Annotated in this window: 14 protein-coding genes and 1 pseudogene; 7 read left to right on the plus strand and 8 right to left on the minus strand. The window is 42.1% G+C overall.

The window, feature by feature from the left end; genetic code table 11:
• A pseudogene (locus tag F6K57_RS20240) lies at nt 1–683 on the plus strand (cell division protein FtsH); the annotation flags it as partial.
• Between the two features lie 81 nt (nt 684–764).
• On the opposite strand, the gene F6K57_RS20245 reads toward F6K57_RS20240, so the two are convergent.
• Nucleotides 765–1,376 carry a M23 family metallopeptidase gene (locus F6K57_RS20245; RefSeq protein WP_293038267.1) on the minus strand — a complete coding sequence of 204 codons (612 nt, stop codon included), beginning with the start codon at nt 1,374–1,376 and terminating at the stop codon, nt 765–767.
• A 1,033-nt stretch (nt 1,377–2,409) separates the two neighbouring features.
• Between F6K57_RS20245 and F6K57_RS20250 the strand changes: the two genes are divergently transcribed.
• On the plus strand, nt 2,410–2,787 hold the full coding sequence (locus F6K57_RS20250) for a hypothetical protein (protein WP_293028594.1): 378 nt from the start codon (nt 2,410–2,412) through the stop codon (nt 2,785–2,787).
• Between the two features lie 353 nt (nt 2,788–3,140).
• On the opposite strand, the gene F6K57_RS20255 is transcribed toward F6K57_RS20250, so the two are convergent.
• The 3 genes from F6K57_RS20255 to F6K57_RS20265 form a co-directional block, all read right to left on the minus strand.
• Entirely contained in the window at nt 3,141–4,121 is a 981-nt protein-coding gene (locus F6K57_RS20255) for a transposase family protein (protein ID WP_293070260.1), read from the minus strand.
• 35 nt (nt 4,122–4,156) lie between these two features.
• Nucleotides 4,157–5,026 (minus strand): MoxR family ATPase, encoded by an 870-nt coding sequence (locus F6K57_RS20260; protein WP_293070262.1) that lies wholly within the window; start codon nt 5,024–5,026, stop codon nt 4,157–4,159.
• Nucleotides 5,027–5,271: 245 nt separating this feature from the next.
• Nucleotides 5,272–7,401 (minus strand): ATP-binding protein, encoded by a 2,130-nt coding sequence (locus F6K57_RS20265; protein ID WP_293070264.1) that lies wholly within the window; start codon nt 7,399–7,401, stop codon nt 5,272–5,274.
• Between the two features lie 2,005 nt (nt 7,402–9,406).
• Between F6K57_RS20265 and F6K57_RS20270 the strand changes: the two genes are divergently transcribed.
• The 3 genes from F6K57_RS20270 to F6K57_RS20280 all read left to right on the plus strand — a co-directional run bounded on the left by F6K57_RS20270 (nt 9,407) and on the right by F6K57_RS20280 (nt 12,164).
• Complete coding sequence (locus tag F6K57_RS20270; RefSeq protein WP_293026147.1) at nt 9,407–9,637, plus strand: hypothetical protein; 231 nt, start codon at nt 9,407–9,409, stop codon at nt 9,635–9,637.
• Between the two features lie 195 nt (nt 9,638–9,832).
• Nucleotides 9,833–9,997 (plus strand): hypothetical protein, encoded by a 165-nt coding sequence (locus tag F6K57_RS20275; protein ID WP_293026145.1) that lies wholly within the window; start codon nt 9,833–9,835, stop codon nt 9,995–9,997.
• Between the two features lie 367 nt (nt 9,998–10,364).
• Nucleotides 10,365–12,164, plus strand: coding sequence for a mechanosensitive ion channel domain-containing protein (locus F6K57_RS20280; RefSeq protein ID WP_293026143.1), 1,800 nt, complete (start codon nt 10,365–10,367; stop codon nt 12,162–12,164).
• 339 nt (nt 12,165–12,503) lie between these two features.
• On the opposite strand, the gene F6K57_RS20285 is transcribed toward F6K57_RS20280, so the two are convergent.
• Nucleotides 12,504–12,692 carry a chlorophyll a/b-binding protein gene (locus F6K57_RS20285; protein WP_071103444.1) on the minus strand — a complete coding sequence of 63 codons (189 nt, stop codon included), beginning with the start codon at nt 12,690–12,692 and terminating at the stop codon, nt 12,504–12,506.
• The gene (locus tag F6K57_RS20290; protein WP_293070267.1) at nt 12,689–13,690 is read right to left on the minus strand and encodes a succinate dehydrogenase/fumarate reductase iron-sulfur subunit; all 1,002 of its coding nucleotides are present in this window, start codon (nt 13,688–13,690) and stop codon (nt 12,689–12,691) included. The genes F6K57_RS20285 and F6K57_RS20290 overlap by 4 nt, the downstream gene beginning before the upstream one ends.
• Nucleotides 13,691–14,101: 411 nt before the next feature.
• Here F6K57_RS20290 and F6K57_RS20295 point away from each other — a divergent pair, with 411 nt between their 5' ends.
• The gene (locus F6K57_RS20295; protein WP_293026137.1) at nt 14,102–14,521 is read left to right on the plus strand and encodes an AbrB family transcriptional regulator; all 420 of its coding nucleotides are present in this window, start codon (nt 14,102–14,104) and stop codon (nt 14,519–14,521) included.
• Between the two features lie 1,203 nt (nt 14,522–15,724).
• Entirely contained in the window at nt 15,725–16,588 is an 864-nt protein-coding gene (locus F6K57_RS20300) for a type II CAAX endopeptidase family protein (protein ID WP_293070269.1), read from the plus strand.
• Between the two features lie 274 nt (nt 16,589–16,862).
• Here the strand turns inward: F6K57_RS20300 and F6K57_RS20305 are convergent, their stop codons facing one another.
• Both F6K57_RS20305 and F6K57_RS20310 read right to left on the minus strand, forming a co-directional pair.
• Entirely contained in the window at nt 16,863–16,982 is a 120-nt protein-coding gene (locus F6K57_RS20305; RefSeq protein ID WP_071986820.1) for a photosystem II reaction center protein J, read from the minus strand.
• Nucleotides 16,983–17,398: 416 nt separating this feature from the next.
• Nucleotides 17,399–17,518, minus strand: a complete 120-nt coding sequence (locus tag F6K57_RS20310) for a photosystem II reaction center protein L (RefSeq protein WP_071986819.1) — start codon at nt 17,516–17,518, stop codon at nt 17,399–17,401.
• Between the last annotated feature and the right edge of the window lie 2 nt (nt 17,519–17,520).

Raw genomic sequence — 17,520 nt, forward strand, 5'->3', positions numbered from 1 at the left:
CTATCACTATGCTCGAGATCAATGATGCTATTGACCGGGTGGTGGCTGGGATGGAAGGCACTCCTCTAGTGGACAGCAAGAATAAGCGATTAATTGCCTACCATGAAGTAGGACATGCTGTAATTTCTACCCTCCTACCGGATCACGACCCGGTACAGAAAGTAACCCTAATTCCCCGAGGGCAAGCCCGTGGTTTGACCTGGTTTATTCCTGATGAAGAACAAGGTTTGATTACTCGGGCTCAACTCAAAGCCCAAATCACTGCTACTTTAGGGGGTAGAGCGGCAGAAGAAGAAATTTTTGGTGAGGCTGAAGTTACGACTGGTGCTGTTGGGGACTTGCGACAAGTTACCTCACGAGCACGGCAGATGGTAACCCGCTTTGGAATGAGTGATTTGGGTCCTCTGTCCTTAGAAGACCCAGGGGGAGAAGTCTTTCTAGGGGGTAATGTGATTAATAGGGCTGAGTACTCAGAGAAAATTGCTGCCCACATTGATGCCCAGGTTCGCACAATTGTGCAGCATTGCCATGGCCATGCTCGTCAATTAATCCGGGAAAATCGGGTAATAATTGACCGATTAGTAGACCTGTTGATAGATCAAGAAACTATCGAAGGAGACCAGTTACGCAGAATTATAGAAGAACACACCCAGATGCACAAGGAACAATTGGTAGTTTCGTAGTTTGCACTAAAAAGATCAAAGGCATGCATGTTTGAAATATGTTAATGGTTAATGGCCATTAACCATTAACATTTGTCCCAATCAAGCTCGTGTTTTATACATTGCCCGCAGCACCTGGGCTGGGTCAACGTATTGCTTGCCATACTTCAATCCCCAGTGCAGATGAGGACCGGTGGTACGACCAGTCATCCCTACTCGACCGATTCTGGCTCCAGAAGGCAACAGTTGGCCTTCCTTGATCTGAATGCCACCGGAGTTGTCAATTAAATAGCGAGTACCTCCATTTTTAACTGCGTATCCTTTCATGTGACAGTAGATGTGCTGCCACTTGCCCGATTGAATAGTTATTGAGGTGCCGCAAGCAGTACCATCAGAAATTTTAATTACTTTACCACTCCACCAGTTACGGATATAGCTTCCTTCAGGGGCAGCTATGTCTAAACCTCGGTGGAATTCCCATCCAGAACCTCTAGGAGAGGGTCGGTAACCGAAGCCAGAGGTGTAGCCCCGGAAGTTTTCTACGGGAAAGGAACCCCCTTTGGCAAAACTTCTTACTCCGGCTACCAAGGTTGAGGGAGGTTCTGATGCAGTTACTCGCTGGCTGGGGAAACTCGAATGGGTACTTAAACCGATTAAACTCGTTAAACTCAGTCCAGCGAAAATTAGAAGCCTTGATAAATAACCACTGCGCATTAGTTCTAGTCTGGCTTTAGCTAGTTAGGGGTCTTTCCATTTATATCCCTCCAGATCACCTGCGAGCAGCAGGGTGTTTGGGGTTTTTGGGATATTTATCAAAATCTTGAGTTTTGTTAAGATACCTGAATAAGCTAATACAAATTTAACTTGCACAATTTAAGGATTGAATTTTTTATTAAGGGTTGACGGTTAAATGTAAACTGTTTAACTTGATCGCTTTAGTGTTAACTATTAACGGTTAACACTAAAGCGATCAAGTTAAATAAAGCAGTTAAATCTTGGTTAACTTAGTGATTAACAAAACTCGCGGAATTCCCCACCTTCTTTAAAGGTGTTGAAGTTACCGTAAGGATAGGGTCGCCAAAATCGGCAAAGTTTTAACCAAAGGTGCGCTTTCCGTAGGCGAATTAAATTCGCCACGGGTCTTGAAGTTACCGTAAGTGTAGTGGAGCCTTAATACAATAGTTTTAACCATGCATCCTCATAGCCAATCACCTATAAAGGCTCCACTACACCCTTGGCGCGCGTCTGGGGCACCTCTTTTACGCATAATCGACTAACCCTAAAGGCGACCCTAACAATCAGGTTTCATCTCTGGGATGGATAGCCAGACGAGGACTTGTTGCGAATCGTGTTAGAATATAATTGGTCGATGACCCGCCTGACTGACTAAAAGGCTACCTTAAAGGTGTAAAAGTACTAGCAGAGCTCAGGGAAGAGACAAGCCCCAGCTGGTTGACCATAGAGTCGTAATTCCAAGGTGAGTCTGTCGAAAAGAACTATACGTCTGCGGAAGGCGGATGTCTGCCTGTGGACGCTGAGTAAGACCTTTCATCAGCAGGCGCGCTTTCCAATGGCCGGGTTCCCCGGCCATTGGAAAGCGCCTCTGGTTGAGGCGTCGGCGGATGAAGCGGGAAACCCTATTGACGAATAAGACCGTCCCTGATTTGAGTTGAGATTGGAAGCCCCAGCCTCAGCGAAGCAGGCTGGGGTACTTCACCTTGCCCCAGCCTACCCTATGCGTGAACTGATGCTGACTGAATTTTTACCCTTCCGATTTGAGGTGGATACTACCGCGATCGCAGGAGCATCTTTGTGGTCTCTAGCGCTATATTTAAGCCTCTCGTCCTTGAGGCAATGGATTATGGAGCAATTGAACCGCTGGTTTAACTTTGCTGAGGGATTATTTTACATGTCGGCTGAGGAATTTGAACGAACCAGCAAGGTCAGAGAATCTCAAAACGCTTTCTATGCGTCAGTTGTCAGTATTGTGCCTTTTTTAGTCATTGGTGCAGTTTGTAACTACGCCGTCGAAATTAGCCTGGGACACAGTTGGGCAATCAGTATTGGGATTATTGCTTGCATGAGCTGTGGTGTGTATGAATTAGGGCGTCAGTCTGGGAATTGAATTTAGGTAGTCATTGCTCATTTTCGGGCGCGTTCGCGCAGCGTGACCATTCCCGTAGCGTGACCATTCCCGTAGCGTGGCCTTTTGGCCAAGGCCAAGGCCAATCCCATAGTCTCAATCATACTCTCAGTGACTAATCTGGTATCCTGGTCTTGCTCAGGGCATCGTGATCCTGTTGAGTTTTAACTAGAGTTTCTAGATGAGGCAGATTTGCGGTCGGAGTATCGGCTAATGCTTCAGCAGTACTTTGATTCCCTTAGACCTCTCCAAAAACTTGAAAGTATCTCAGGCACTGCTTTTCAGCGCTCAAATTGACCAATTCAATTTTACGTTGAATTAACGCTATAATAGGCTTAACCAGCTATTGATGTTAATTTATCACCAAAACTATGAGCATAAACAACCTCAATTGTTTCAGCACTTTCAGACGCTTTTGTTACTTGTAATACTAAGGATCCTGTTCTCAATCTTACCAAACCACATATTGTCAAAATTACCCCAGAATATTTATTATAATTTAGGCGAAACCTTTCTCCCGCTATTTTAAAAATTTTTACCAACCTAATCACATGTTCTACAAATATTCTGTTTGAAGATAATAGCTTGTTATATTTCTTTTGGTGTGAGGTTAACTCACCATTTCTTGGTTTTTTATGGGGAGTTCTTATTTGTTCTTCTCCTAGATAAGCTTTGTCACCACTCAGTCTTTGCTTATCATCAAATTTTTTTAAACTTTCCCGACAAATATTTATGTCACTTTTGGGGCCTGGTTTACCGACCACTACATCTACAATATCTTCCCCTTTTGGCAACACAATAAATTGATTTTTAAATGTATGGTTTTTCTTCTTGCCAGAATAGAAGGATTTTTGTTGATCATAGTCTGAAGGTCTTTCTCTGACTTGTTCTGCGCTATCTACTATTAACTCATACTCAGTTAAGGCTTCTCGAATTATATCCTCGGATTCTTGGCACTTTTTTACTTGTTCTAACAAAGAAGCTGGTAGAGCTTCCCTGAAAAGAGATTGCCAGTAGTTAAAAGTAGAGTTTGCTTTAGATTCACTCACCTGGAAGTGTAGTCCGAGAAGTTGAAAGTTTATGTGATGTCGTAAGTAAATTAATGTCAAGACTATTTGGTCTTCAATTGATAATTTTTGTCCAGCACCTCCCCCAGGCTTTATTAGCCGGACTTTTTGATTTTCAATTTTTTCTTGATGTTGACGATGTAATAACTTGGCTTGTTCTATCAGTTGAGATAGTTGCTCATAATTTATTCCTACCAATCTTTTTGTTTGTTTAGGATTTTTCTGGATGTAATCCCAAGTATAGCTCATGGTTTTTGAGGTTGATAAAAGTGGTAAATTTTATCTTATTTTACCATAAATTTGTTTTTTGGAGAGGTCTCTTGTTGATCTCGTTCCAACATTCTCAACCAATCCAAAAATTCACTGGTACCTGGTATTTTTTGCCAATTTCTCAATTCCCGCAGTTCCCCAAATTTTTGGATAGCTGCTTCGGATAGGCGTGTAATCTCAGTTTTAAAATGACTCTGGATAATCTGTTTTAGGGTAGCATTTTCTGGAAATTTAAGGTAGTAAAATAAGCAACGACGTAGGAAGGGTTTTGGCAATTCTTTTTGCCTATTACTGGTGATAATAATTAACGGTAAAAAATATATTCGTTCTTCTTTGGTTTTACCTTTTAAAGCATCAAAACGAACGTTTAGTACTTCTTTAATTTGGAATTGCAATCGCTCCAATTCTAAGAGCAAGTCATTAGGTAAATCCCGATCCGCTTTATCAATTTCATCAATTAGAACCACGGAAGGAATGTCATTTTGTGATTGCTGAATTGCCTCGCCCAATTCTCCTAAGTTAACATAATTTCTGCGGTACAAAGGTTGCCTGGGATTACCTGCAGTTTGACGTTCCTGAATGTCATACAACCGACCTATGGCATCATAATCATAAAGTAAATCCTGGGCTCGACTGGTAGAGCGGATGTAGCAGCTGTAGAGGGGATAACCCAGTTCATAGGCAACCGCATAAGCTAATCGCGTTTTCCCGCAGCCTGGGTCACCTTCTAATAATAAAGGACGACGCAGGTAGAGAGCAGTATTAACTGCATCTGCCAAAGCCTTAGAAGCAATGTAAGGTTCTGGCTCTTGCCATGCACCAGGAAGCGGTTTGTAGCGACACTTACCGTCACCTGTGTACTTTCTTCTCCCTAAGTCATCCATAGCACCTTATACGAATTCACTAAAATAATTCTAGAAATAAGATAACAGGAATAAAAAGAAATAACTTGATCAATAATATGTTCGCGATCGCCCAAGGATTACAGTATTATACTTGTGGCTTAATCAGGTAAATAGCACGTAAGGATTCAGCTCTCAGCCTTGGCCAAAGGCCAACGGCTGAATGCTTACAATAGCACTAGGTACGTCGTTAGTGTAAAACTGGCTAACTACTGACCGTGGGCGGATTATGTATGCGATCGCATTCCATCACTCCAGACCTTACCCATCTTCTGATACTCCCGGCGAGTGCCCTGTAACAGATGTTCCATCATCACTGCACTACCTGCCTCAGCTGCTAGAAAAGCTGCTGCTAGGGCAATATTCTTGATATTCCCTCCACTCAATTTGAACTGCCGTGCCAAAAACTCAAAATCTACATCTGCTGACAAGGGGATTTCCTCAGTCCAAATCCCCTCCCAAATGCGCCGACGACTAGCTTCATCCGGTGAGGGAAAGTGTACTGTAAAGGCTAACCTACGCACAAATGCCTCGTCTAAGTTTTGGCGCAGATTTGTTGTCAAAATTGATATCCCCTCATATTCCTCCATCTTCTGCAACAGATACCCAACTTCAATATTGGCGTAGCGGTCATGAGCATCTCGAACTTCAGAGCGTTTGCCAAACAGAGCATCTGCCTCGTCAAACAGAAGGATAGCGTTAGCTGTTTCCGCAGCCATAAAAATGCGGTTCAGATTTTTCTCAGTCTCGCCAATGTACTTACTGACAACTTGGGATAAATCAATTTTGTATAGCTCAAGCTGTAGTTCATTAGCAATCACTTCCGCCGCCATGGTCTTACCTGTGCCTGGTGGACCTGAAAATAGTACATTTAATCCTTTACCAATGGATAGCTTGCGGTGAAAGCCCCATTTCTCATAGACAATATGACGATACTTGGCTTGATTACAAATTTCTTTGAGCTGAGCGAGTTGATCGGGGGGTAAGATAATGTCTTGCCAACTATACTTAGGGTTAAGTTTGCGAGCTAATTCAGTTAAATTGCTACCAGATTGGTCACGAGCCGCTGCTAATAAGTCATTTAGGGTTGGCTTAATTGTACTGTTTAATGGCAATTCTTCAAATTCGGCAGCAGCACGCCACAAAGCCTGATTACAAGCAGTTGTTACTGCTCCTGCTATTTGGGCTGAACTCAAGGTAAAACGATTGGCGAGGGTATCCAAGTCGCGATCGCTAAGTACAATTTCTTTAGTTTCTAAACTAGCTTGCCAGTAAACGCGCCGTTGATAAAAATCCGGTGTAGCAAAAGGTACAGTAATCATACCCTGGAGATTGGTAAACTTTGGCACCAACGACTGTGTTCCAGATAAGATCACCACACTTTTTTCCTCAGTTAGTCTGTCAAGTAAGCTTTTATATAACAGATGCTGCTCTTTGGTCTGTAGTGCATCTAAACTTTCCAGACTTTCTAGATAGAGGATAGCATTGTGAAAACAGGCTTCACGGAACAACAGTTTTAGCAGTTGGTCAAACTCTTCCTTAATTGCTAAAGATTGAGCTAAATCCGCAATCAATAACTGCTTGTTGAGTTGAGCGGCAAGGGCGATCGCTCCACGGCGTTTTTCAGTAGAAGACAAACCAGAGAAGTACAGATGTAGAGACTGGCTGGTATTTTGAGCGTGTTTGACTAGCTTAGGAAGTATGTGTTTAATGTCATCCCTAATCGGTAACTTGTCCTCAACCGCAGGACTATCTATCAATTGACACCAAGATTCTAAACGCGGTTCAAGACGCTTTTGTTTTAACAGAGAATGGATAACCTGCTCGTCTAGCTTGAGATAATAGGATAATATTGGTGGTTTAACCTGATGAGGGTCAGGAATTAAGTGAAGTAAGCCATGTTTGATTAAGGGTGCGTCAGGAGCAAAATGAACTCGTTGCAACAGTTTGGCTTCAGCAGAGGGACATAGTAAATTTAAGGCTAAATCAATACTAGGTCGCCTGCGAGTGACATCATCCTGGAGATAGGCATATAGACGCTCGTAACCTAAATCAATTTCTGGAGCCAGGGCAATCAACATCACGTCTAAATCAAATTCAGACAAACCGAAAGTCTGTTTCAGCCAGTTTAATGGTGTATTGTTAGTCTGAGCGGACTCAGTTTTTTCTGCATCTACTGCAAACAAAGGTATCCCTGGTTCACGATCTAGGAGTTGCTTGACCTGATCGCGATTAATACGAAGACCTCGATAAGGGTCAGTAGCTGCTTCTGAACCGTAGACAGCTTGTGCTGTTATTACTGCTTGCTCTAGTAATTTATCTAGCCTTTTTAAGGCTGAGAGCAGATCGTCGAACATGGCTTAGTTAGGTTGAAGTTTGTTTTTGGAAAATAGACATCTCCAGGAATTGCGAAGCAAGTCCATCACTAGCTTTGAGATGTTTGCAATGATTCACAAATGCGTTCACTTTAAACGAAATAATAAGGATTGGGGGTTCTTCAGTATCTAGTATGCTAAACTTATAGATAAAACCTTAAATAAAATATGAGGGGGTAACATGAGCCCTAAAAACATTACTATATAAGGCTTTGATGCCAATGAGCTATGGCTTGATACAGCCAATTGACCCTCCTTTCATTTTCTGGAAGCTCAAACCCTTATAACTACATCCAATGTCAGCCCAAAACAGCATCTATCTTTTTATAACTGATGGGCTGAAATTATTACCCAGTAAGGATTTTAGCGTGGATGTCACCCCCCCATAAATAAAATCAAGTAATGTATCCAATTATAGCAGTACTAAATGATTCGTAAAAATCCACTTGGCTTAATTAATCGTTTATTTCCTATTATTTTTTTTTCAAAAAACCATACTTATGAAGTTTATTAAAATCAAAAACTTCTCTTTGAATAAAAAAAGTAAATAACCACTTAACTAACGCAAATTACCGTAATTTATCCCAAAATTTTATTAATAAATTTTTAGTTTTTAACCAAATATATTCAACAGGTGCGACCGGTCGCACCTGAAGTAATGCGCTCAATTTGTCTGCCATGACTCTTGTCAATCGTTCGATTAACTGTAATTGGGGTTTGATGATTACTCACATATTCTAGATAATAATAGAGTTTTTTTTGATTCTTTTTAACGGCAATAAGATAATAATTATTGGAGTTTATAATATCAAAGGTGGTTTGTTTTTGGCAGTGGATAGCATCCAGAGTAAATACTTGATTCTGAAGGGGGCAAGTTCTGATAGCTTCTTGAACTTGGTGAATTTATGAACTTTTATTATTCTCAAGCGGTGCGACCCCGCGCTTTTTCAAAGCTAAGCGTGAACGCGCACCAAGAGAAACGAGTTAAATTTAAAACTAACCCTAACTCCTGACTAAATCAATAAAAGATTACCACAATAAAAAAAATTAATTGAATTATTGTGACATAAGTTAACCTTAATATTTATAATATTCCCATCAGTAGCTATCCAATATCTTAAGGATTTATAAAAAGCAAACTGACTTGCCCACTGATGAAAAATTTTTCACAAATTTGATAAATTTACTCCTAGCATCACTGGTCGAATGGTTTAGTAATAAGTAACTATATCCGAAAAAATATTTAAGTTATTAAATAAGAGGATATCTGAAAAGTTTTTTGATACTGAATTTTGCCCCCCTAGCCCCCCAAGTTTGGGGGGAACAAGAGTCAATTGGCTTCTAAAAGTCCCCCAAAATTGGGGGATTTAGGGGGCTTGGATGTAGCAAATGAGACTTCTCAGATAACCTCTAACAAATCTTGATGAAATTTATCTAAATTTTCTAAAGATATATACCTAGTATATCCTTGGATAAGTTCGATAATGATAATTAATAAAACCCTTGATCAAGGATGCCGTTGTCCTTGGAGTTGACGAAAGTCCTTCGGATACGAAACCTTGAAAAGGGTCGCATGGGTGATAGGTTACGCATAAAAGGGTTGATTATTTGTGATAAGGCGACCCTGTTATACGGTAACTTCAAATACTTTTTTGAGGGCTTGAATTAGGCTATTCATAGATAAACTTTTTTTGATTAAATAGCGTTAGCTTTTATTTTACACTCTCGGCGAGCGCTTTTTGTTTTGGTGATATCATTCGGTTTTTTATTCCGTTGCCCAAGCTTTTTGCGCTTAGAGAATTTAACGACTTTTTTCAGGTTAAAATACTTAATCAGACAAAAAAAGGGTGATTCCGTTACTCCAAGGCGGTTTCAAAACCTCAGAAAAAATTTTGACATCGACAATGAAACAGCCCTGCCTTACTAAGGGGGGTTAGGGGGGATTCCTGCTCCTCACAGGGGTAGGTTTTTTACATTTGGGTAAAACATGGGACTTAACCTCATCAGAGGAAAAGGAAAACAACGAAGAAGCGATGCAGTGGCCTCACGGGGGTTTCCCCCACTCGCTATTGCCGTGGTTTTCCCTACTCGCTATTGCATCAAGACAATGATGATTTTTAACGACAAACCCCACACCCGACACCTCACCCCACACCCGACACCTCACCCCACACCTCACCCCACACCTGAGGTCAAAGTTAAAAACCTACCCTTATGAGGATTCCTGCTCCCCCTGCTATACTCACCAGGAAGTAAGTTATTCAACCGGATTTGATAGTATTCTGTTTCTCTAGGAGCATTCAACGAATTGTTAAGAATACAGCCCAGTAAAAATAAAGGGTTTTACCGAGTTTTACAGAAGCAGATTATACCAAATACGGCTGGTAAATCTACCATTACCGATAACTAAGCTATGGATGATGGCAGCCATGAAAAATTAATTATCAGCCAGGGAAATAAAGATATGATCAAAGCGGAGTCGGTATTCAGCAAAGATTTTGCAAAATTTTTGTTCAAGATGTTTATTGATGAAAAATATTGGGCAACAATAAGGACATGGCTCGATTTGAACCAATAAAAGGCTATCTATACCTTGTTGACTGTTGAGTGTTGACTGTTAAACGTTAACTATTGACTGCCCCCGGGATCTTCATTTCTTAGTTAGATAGAGAGAATTATAAAGGGATAAATTCTGTCAAAATCCGAATATTTGCCGAAAATTAGGCTCCGCTGCTCTACTGCTCTGCCCCCCTCAGTCTAAATCGAAAATGAAACAGCTCTGCCGATCTTCGGGGGTAATGGGGGGAGCAACTGTTGACAGTCAACGGTTAAGACTCAACAGTGAAGCAAATTATACAGGTTACATCTTCATTGGTTAACACTCAGCAGTCAAGCAAACTATACAGGTTACATCTTCATTAACGTCTTATTAACACGAAAAACCAATGATTCGTTACCGACAAAAGAAAATTAGCATTTTATTTGGCAGTCTCTTAATTATTGGGGCATGGTGGTTACCTGCTCAAGCTAAACAGACCACTAATCCAGTCTTAGAGAAAGCCGTTACCACTGACGATCCAACTATTCCGATTGAGGAGCTAGAGCTAATGCTCAAGCCTTTGACTAAGGATGAGCTGGATGGTGAAGCTGAGGCGTGGATGTTCTTGCTTAAAACTAAAGTTAAAGAACTTAGCGATGCGGAAATTGCTGTAAAGCGCAAAAATCGAGAGCTTCAACAAACTAAAGAAGCTGTTGATGCCCTAGAAGATGCCAAAGATGCTCTTGAGGAAGCGACAGATACTAAGGAAAAAATAGAGACTAAGGGATCGGCTAAGGATCGTATTAAAGCTTTAAAAGCTGCTGAAGATGCACAGGAAGCTCTCGAAAAAGCTCAGGAGTCAGTAGAAGAAGCAGTCAAAGAAGAGGAAAAGACCAAGCAAGATAAAACCTTGCAAGGGGCGATTGATAAAGCAGTTGAAGGTACTGAAACGGAGAAAGATAAAGCCAAAACCTCAAACGAAGAAGTTGCTAAGGTTCAAGATAAGATTGGAACAATTAGCAACAAAATCGTTACTGATGAACAAGAGCAGAAAAAGACTGGACAGGGAATTGACCAAGCCAAGCAAGACCTAGAAGAAGCGGTCGAGGCGAAGACCGAAGTTAAAAAGCAAGTGCTGGTCAACATGACCACACTGCGGGAGCAACGCACTGCTTTAAGCGATCGCTTTGAGGTGGTACTGGAAGAGCTGGAAACTAAAGGCGGTGATGTTGAGTTGTACGACAAATACATCGATGCCATCAGTGGGATTAAGGTAGACGTCACTGACACTGAAGGAACCTGGATTACCATCGTCGGCTGGCTCCAGTCTAAAGAAGGAGGTCTGCGCTGGGCGAATAACATTGGCAAATTTTTAGGAATTGTCGCTGGCTTTAGCATCCTCTCCCTGATTTTAGGGACAGTGCTCGAGAAATCTTTGTGGATGTTCCCGAATATGTCAGCTATGCTGCGTCAGTTCGTGGTTAGGATAACCCGCCAAGGATTATTTTTGGTGGGTCTTCTTTTAGGGATCACTGCCCTAGAGGTCAGTATTGGTCCACTGATGGCCATGATTGGAGCTGCTGGTTTTGTGGTAGCATTTGCGTTCCAAAATACCCTCGGTAACTTTGCCAATGGGTTAATGATCTTGCTCTATAAACCTTTTGACGTGGGCGATATGATTGAAGTAGCTGGGGTAAAAGGTACGGTTAAGGATGTCAACTTAGTTTGCACCACCATCAAGACTTATGAAAATAAAATCATTATCGTGCCAAACAACTCAATCTGGGGTAACGTTATTGAGAATGAAACCAGTAGCCCCGTCCGCGCTATGTTCCTCACGGTAAGGATCAGCTATAGCAATAGTATTACTCAAGCGATCCAAGTTCTTAAGGATATTGCCAACTCTCATCCTTTAGTATTAGAAGACCCTGCACCTTGGATTGACACTGGGGAATTGGCTGAATATGCTGTTAATATTTGGTTTATGGCCTATACTAAGAAAGAGGATTACTGGACAGCCTATTGTGACATCAGCCGAATTATAAAAGAAAGATTTGAAGAAGAGGGGATTGTGATCCCACTGCCTCAGCAGGAAATATACATCAGCGAAGTTATGGCTCAGCAAGACCTTCCCCGAGCAGGAAGTCATGGCCAGATAGCAAATCCAAAGCCCCATAGCTCTTTCCCCAATGGTAAGACAGCTTGAATCTGTAGACTTTTCTGTAGAATGCCTACTTTCGTATAGCAGCGGTCCAAAATCTATCTAATTAACACAACTAATAGCCAATCCGGGTGCAATACTCCAGTTTAATTAGCTTTTCATTGCCCAGAGTTTTGTAGAGACCTAGCATGCTAGGTCTCTACATTTGTGTAGCCGCAACAATTGGCTGGTCAGGGCAAGGAGGAAATCCCAACAGAGGTAGTAAACCGTCAACCTTGGCCTTTCGGCCACACGTGCGCGTTCAACCGTCAACCGTCAACAATCCTGATTGTAAGAGCAAATAAATCTCAAGCTCGGGATCATTATATAGTAGTTGGAAATTCCTTAGAGTAGACCCAGCCAAGTCAACAAACCTTGACCAGTGAGCAACTCCAGTAACACGATACAAACTAAGGCAACCATGGCAAACCTGCCATTGATTTGCTCAGCATAGGGAGTCCAACCAAAAGCTGGTTCAGGTTGGTTAAAAGACTCCTGAGACGATTCACTAGAATTGGGTGTTTCAGAACTCATGACTGATCAGATCCTTCAGACTCCAAATTTTTTACCGATTCAATTAGCGATCGCACTTGTGATGTGCCTGCTGATGGAGAAAAGCTCAAGGGAAACTTACCTCTAACTAGCATTCGTAATCCCAGTGGTCCTAGGCTCGCCAAACCTTGGATATCTCGAAATGAGTTACCAACCACCTGCAAGCCAAACTTACGCTCATCAATCCAGCCTCCCTCTTTGACTAAATCAATTAGGACTTTGCGGTGGCGGATTGGACGACTATCATAGGTCTCAATGCCTTCAAGAATATCCTGTTTAATCTTACCGATTTGATCCATAGGAGCCACACCCATCGGGCAAACCGCATTACACATCATACAGCGGGTACAACCCCAGACTCCTTTTGTTCCTTCGTTATATTTCTCCAAACGATTTTCCGTGGTATTATCACGGGAATCTACCACCAGACGCTGTGCTTTAGCCAAGGCATGAGGACCGACAAAATCTCGATTAACTTCTTTGGCATTACACTCAGAATAACAGGCACCACACATGATACAATTACCTGCCTGAGCCAAATGCGATCGCTCTTCAGGACTCTGTAAAAATTCCCGTTCGGGAATCTTCCTAGCAGCAGTGCTGACGTAGGGATCAACAGCTTCTAAGTTATCCCAGAAGCTGCTCATCTCAACGACTAAATCCTTGATTATTGGCATATTACCCAGAGGTGCTATAGTAATCTCCGGGATTTTAGAGTCATCTGGCAGCTTTTGCTTGCCCAATTCATTGCCCACATTTTCCTTACAGGCCAAAGCCGAGCGACCATTGATTCGTATGCCACAGCTACCACAAATCGTGTTGCGACAATTTTTGCGAAAAGCTAAAGTACCATCAAGTTCCCACTTAATACGATTCAAGCATTCCAGAATCGTGTTTCCTTTCTGGACATCCAGCCTATAAGTCTGGAGTAGTGGCGCAGTGTTTTGAGTCTGTCGAATGATTTTAAAATCAACTTGCATAAAACTAAGCTGTTGAGTATTCCAACATATACAAGGATAATCGGTAAGGTTAAGGGATGATATGAGCAACAGGACTACTGTTGAGGTAAGTAGTTACTCTTGATAATTAGGCCATACTTGTTTGAGTAGTCCCTAGGGAAGCAATACCCCTCGCTAGTTGACTTCTGGTGTAAGAGTGCAATCCTATTGGTATGTTTCCTGGATTATTTTCATAGTTATCATCTTACTGCCCCTAAAGGCTTAGGCAGAGATTGTCTGATCTGTTATTATTGAAATACGTAAAGATTTAAACAAATGATCCAAAATATCTTGTCAACTGAGATAGATTTAACGATATATTTTTAATAGAGCCAAAGTTTGGCCATTAATGATCTTGACCACTCTGAAGTTTAAAGGATATCTCGTGAGATTATGCCAGAGATTTCAAGTACTCCCCTAACTGGTAAAGCATTACTTCAAAAAGTAAAAGAGCTATCACACTTGCCTCGCCGAGAGACAGCCAAGCGTTGCGGCTATTACACTATAACTAAAACAGACCAGACCCGCGTCAATTTAACAGATTTTTATGATGCGGTTTTAGGAGCCAAGGGTGTTCCCCTGGATCCAGAAGGCACAAAAGATGGTCGGGGGCGTGAACCGACTTATCGTGTGAGTGTCCATAAAAATGGTCAAATTGTTATTGGTTCAACCTACACTCATGCCATGGGATTAGAGCCTGGTGATGAGTTTGAAATTAAACTGGGCTACAAGCATATCCATCTTAAGCAGGTGGATGAAGAGCCTGAATCTGAAGAGGTATCTACTCACAAACCAAAGAAAGCCACCTCTTAGTGCGTGTTCCCTAGCGCTTTTTAAAAGCGCGGGGTCGCACCGTAAAGAAGTAATCCTTCTTACAGAAAATCCTGCGAGTTTGAAACCCCCGTCTCTAAGCGAGCGGGGATGAAAAACGACCGTGTGGGGCGAGCCTTGAAGATTTTTTGGGCACGTGAGCTTGTAAGAATCTGTTACCGACGTTATGGGTAAAGCCCCCGTGATTTATCCGGGGGATATAACCTTGCTTGACGAATTTATGCGTCAATGGATATTTTTTTCTTCTGTTGTCGGTAATCCCTAAACTAGCGCTGTCCTATATAATAGGAAGTCAGACAACCAACTTGCCTTAATATAAATAGACAACGTAAAAACCTGTTAAAAGAATGATACGTGCACCTCGGTTTCGTCTAACGATCTGGGAGTCTATGAAACAAGTAAGGTAGATATTGTATTAAAGTTGATTGTCTCCCATTCTAAACAAGGTACGGTGGGGTTTGAAGTTACCGTAAGTAGAGGGTCGCCTTTACAGGGGACTGGCTATGATAAAAAGGGTCAAAACTTATTAACTAAGGCTCCACTCTACTAAGGTTTCGTTTCCGGCACACCGGAACCTGGATCAATGATCCAAACGCTGGGTTTGAAGTTACCGTAAGAGAGGGTCACCTTATTAAAAAAGATTTAACCATGCATCTGCATAGCCTGCTGACTATAAAGGCGACCCTCTCTAAGGTTTCGTCTCCGGGGAGATTTGGCCTTATCTGTGCTTGGTGAAAACCTGTCATGGCAAGGGGAATCGTTGAGCCAAGAATCCCCGTCTCTGGGCGAGCGGGGAGTGTCAAAATAATTGTATCGGTACCATAAGGTACAAGGAAACTCCAGGGAAAGAACCTGAAAAAGCTTCCGCTAAGCGCACGCTGGGCGAAAAAGGACAGACCAACCTCTACTTGGAAAATGTCATTTTTTAAGCAAGTGGACTGGTTGATCTGCTGAAAAGCTGATGACCAAGAATCAAGCATATGCCTACGGTGAGGATGCCCCATAATAAGACAGTAGAAACAAAAATCTTCTTTCTACTACCTGAGGAGTTGATAAAGCAGGCTATTATTAACCAGCCCGATGTGCTCTGTGGTTAGGGAAGCAAGGCATAGGAAAACGGCAGCCGCTTATGGTAGTTTAGTTTAGACCTTATAGTCATTTGATAGTAATTTGCCAATCTCGCCAATGGCTATTCTTGATCAGGCAACTAATGGGTCGTTTGTGTCATTAATGACGTCAACTACTCTTTTCAAGGTAGGCACTTTTTTCCTAGCTTGGGCAGTTTTGTGGCTGCCCCTAGCTCTCCCTATAGCTATGGTTTTAAAGTGGCGTCCAAATAAGCCTTTAGCACCAGACCAAAAGTTACCACTACTCGCAGCACTTTACCTGATTGCTCCCCTAATTTTATGGGGAGCTTCTCAACTAGAGGGGGTGCCTTTCTCCGATTACGGATTGGAGTGGAAATTAAGCGTTTTAGGCTCTCTAGGATTGGGACTAGGAGTAGGTATTCTCAGCTTAATCATAGTATTTACTGGGCAATTATTACTAGGCTGGGTGAGGTGGAATTCTGAAAATTGGCAGCGTTTGGGACCGATATTACTGCCAGTGATGTTATTAGGGCTGTGGATTGGGCTTACAGAAGAGTTAGTCTTTCGTGGCTTCTTAGTGAATCAACTACAGCAGGATTATTCTATCTGGGTAGGAGCAGCCATCTCTAGTGGGATTTTTGCCCTGTTACACCTAGTTTGGGAACAAAAAGATACTATCCCTCAGTTACCAGGATTATGGCTAATGGGAATGGTATTAGTCCTAGCCCGTTGGGTGGATGGAGGCAGTCTGGGTTTAGCATGGGGACTACATGCTGGTTGGATTTGGGGTTTAACTTGTTTGGACTCAGCTGAGTTAATTGCTTACACAGGCATTGGACCAATTTGGATAACGGGTTTGGGAGGAAAACCGTTAGCTGGGATAGTGGGTCTTCTTTGTTTATTGGAAGTTGGGGCTTTATTATTACTGATGTTGCCGGATCAGCTGATAAACATTCGATAAAAATTTCACCTGTTTTAAATTGGCTTGAAGCCTGTCAACAAACTCCTATATCCGGCAGGCTGTCTTAAAAGCTAATCACCAAAAAAAATACCGCCAGCTACAAGTTAAACTAGCGATTATCCTTAGGTGCCCTTGACCCATTAAGAATTAAATTCTTAATGGGTCAAGGGCACCTGTGGATTTACTTCATGTTTAATTTCGCGCCTTTCTTTTGGTGCGCGTTACCTTGGCGAGGGAACCTCGCCGGGGTGTTAATCAGAGAAATCGGTCAACCTTACATGGAAGAACCAACTCCCACATAGGCACCATAGAAGAAAAGACCAACCACTACGAGGACACCAGTACCAGCGATAGTGGCAACTATCCATAAAGGAATTCTTCCCCCTCCAGACACAGCTTATACCTCCAATTTTAAATCAAGTTTTTTTTCTTACATGTAGTTAACGATAGAAGGCTTAATAACTAGTAATTTCGTTGAAAAGCCTCCCTCGTGGCTTAGATTTTGCGCAACTCCTATCAGGAGTAATCTTTGCCGGACTTCTTCCTGCTTCCGCGAACGGCAATATTGTAAAGGCTTGTTGAGCTAGCAGCACTTTTCCCTTAACTTAACTACTAGTGACAGGGCTACGAAATAGCGTTCATTCGTAGGTGCCATAACCTAAACAACTTAGGAAAAATGTCTATCGCGGTGCATCTTAGCTAGGAAATTAGCGATTAACCGGAAATTACCAGGGAATTAACTAAGAGTCTTTTCCAGTTTACATCCGAGCCGTCTCCAAGATGGGGATTTAGGCGAATCTGTTAAATCAGTTAATTAAAGAAATAACTGGAAAACAGAATACCAAGCACAAAAATCAGTAATAGACCTAAGTAAAGAGACGTCCGATTGAGTTCAACCGGCTGTCTATTGGGATTGGAATTCCGCTCCATAA

Source organism: Moorena sp. SIO4A5 (genome assembly GCF_010672005.1).
GTDB lineage: Bacteria > Cyanobacteriota > Cyanobacteriia > Cyanobacteriales > Coleofasciculaceae > Moorena.

What these genes read in the sequence shown, in the direction of transcription:
- F6K57_RS20255 (WP_293070260.1), bottom strand. Translation starts at nt 4,121, where the DNA reads ATGAGCTATACTTGGGATTACATCCAGAAAAATCCTAAACAAACAAAA.
- F6K57_RS20300 (WP_293070269.1), top strand. Translation starts at nt 15,725, where the DNA reads ATGGCTATTCTTGATCAGGCAACTAATGGGTCGTTTGTGTCATTAATG.
- F6K57_RS20265 (WP_293070264.1), bottom strand. Translation starts at nt 7,401, where the DNA reads ATGTTCGACGATCTGCTCTCAGCCTTAAAAAGGCTAGATAAATTACTA.
- F6K57_RS20250 (WP_293028594.1), top strand. Translation starts at nt 2,410, where the DNA reads ATGCTGACTGAATTTTTACCCTTCCGATTTGAGGTGGATACTACCGCG.
- F6K57_RS20310 (WP_071986819.1), bottom strand. Translation starts at nt 17,518, where the DNA reads ATGGAGCGGAATTCCAATCCCAATAGACAGCCGGTTGAACTCAATCGG.
- F6K57_RS20245 (WP_293038267.1), bottom strand. Translation starts at nt 1,376, where the DNA reads ATGCGCAGTGGTTATTTATCAAGGCTTCTAATTTTCGCTGGACTGAGT.
- F6K57_RS20285 (WP_071103444.1), bottom strand. Translation starts at nt 12,692, where the DNA reads ATGAGTTCTGAAACACCCAATTCTAGTGAATCGTCTCAGGAGTCTTTT.
- F6K57_RS20270 (WP_293026147.1), top strand. Translation starts at nt 9,407, where the DNA reads ATGGGACTTAACCTCATCAGAGGAAAAGGAAAACAACGAAGAAGCGAT.
- F6K57_RS20280 (WP_293026143.1), top strand. Translation starts at nt 10,365, where the DNA reads ATGATTCGTTACCGACAAAAGAAAATTAGCATTTTATTTGGCAGTCTC.
- F6K57_RS20275 (WP_293026145.1), top strand. Translation starts at nt 9,833, where the DNA reads ATGGATGATGGCAGCCATGAAAAATTAATTATCAGCCAGGGAAATAAA.
- F6K57_RS20260 (WP_293070262.1), bottom strand. Translation starts at nt 5,026, where the DNA reads ATGGATGACTTAGGGAGAAGAAAGTACACAGGTGACGGTAAGTGTCGC.
- F6K57_RS20295 (WP_293026137.1), top strand. Translation starts at nt 14,102, where the DNA reads ATGCCAGAGATTTCAAGTACTCCCCTAACTGGTAAAGCATTACTTCAA.
- F6K57_RS20290 (WP_293070267.1), bottom strand. Translation starts at nt 13,690, where the DNA reads ATGCAAGTTGATTTTAAAATCATTCGACAGACTCAAAACACTGCGCCA.